The sequence below is a fragment of the Roseovarius salinarum genome (assembly GCF_002834145.1).
GTDB classification, from domain to species: Bacteria; Pseudomonadota; Alphaproteobacteria; order Rhodobacterales; family Rhodobacteraceae; genus Roseovarius; species Roseovarius salinarum.
Genome location: NZ_PHNT01000052.1, coordinates 1 through 597 on the forward strand (window position 1 = coordinate 1; position 597 = coordinate 597).

Here is a 597-nt window from a genome sequence, read left to right on the forward strand (position 1 = left end):
AACGAGAACCATCCGCACTCAGGGCTGAAATGGCGCTCGCCCCGCGAGTTCATCGCAGCTCAAACCGCAACCGCCTGAGTGTCCGGCGAAACGGGGGCAAGATCAGTCGTCGAGATAATCGGCCAGATCGCTGGCGATGTAAGACGAGCCGTTGTCGCTGAGCAGCCTGGGCTTGGCGATAACCGTTGCGCTGTCGCACCCTGACGCTTCCAGCGCCAGGTCGAGCGTCGCGGTCACGTCCTCGGCCTTCATCGTCGTGCAGAGCTTCCAGGCGATGATGTAGCGGCTGTAATCGTCGAGGATGGTCGACAGGTAGAACCAGCCCCAGCCGAGGACCTTGAGGTAGGTGAAGTCGGTCTGCCACAGTTCGTTGGGCCGCGTGGTCTGGTCTCGGAACTCATTGGCCGCCTTCATCACGATATGCGCCGGGGCCGTGACCAGGTCCTCGGCTTTCAGGATCCGGTAGACCGATGATTCAGAGACAAAATACTGTTTGAACCGCCCCGGGTTTCCGAGAGGGTAAAACTCTCAGAGGATGACCGTTATGGAATCGAAGAAGAAGCACACCCCGACATACACGGCCGAGTTCCGCGAGCG

At 60.0% G+C, this 597-nt stretch carries 1 pseudogene; it reads right to left on the reverse strand.

Annotated features, from left to right (window positions below):
• Positions 1 to 111: 111 nt before the first annotated feature.
• Positions 112 to 495, reverse strand: a pseudogene (locus tag CEF10_RS16715) (transposase); the annotation flags it as partial.
• Between the last annotated feature and the right edge of the window lie 102 nt (positions 496 to 597).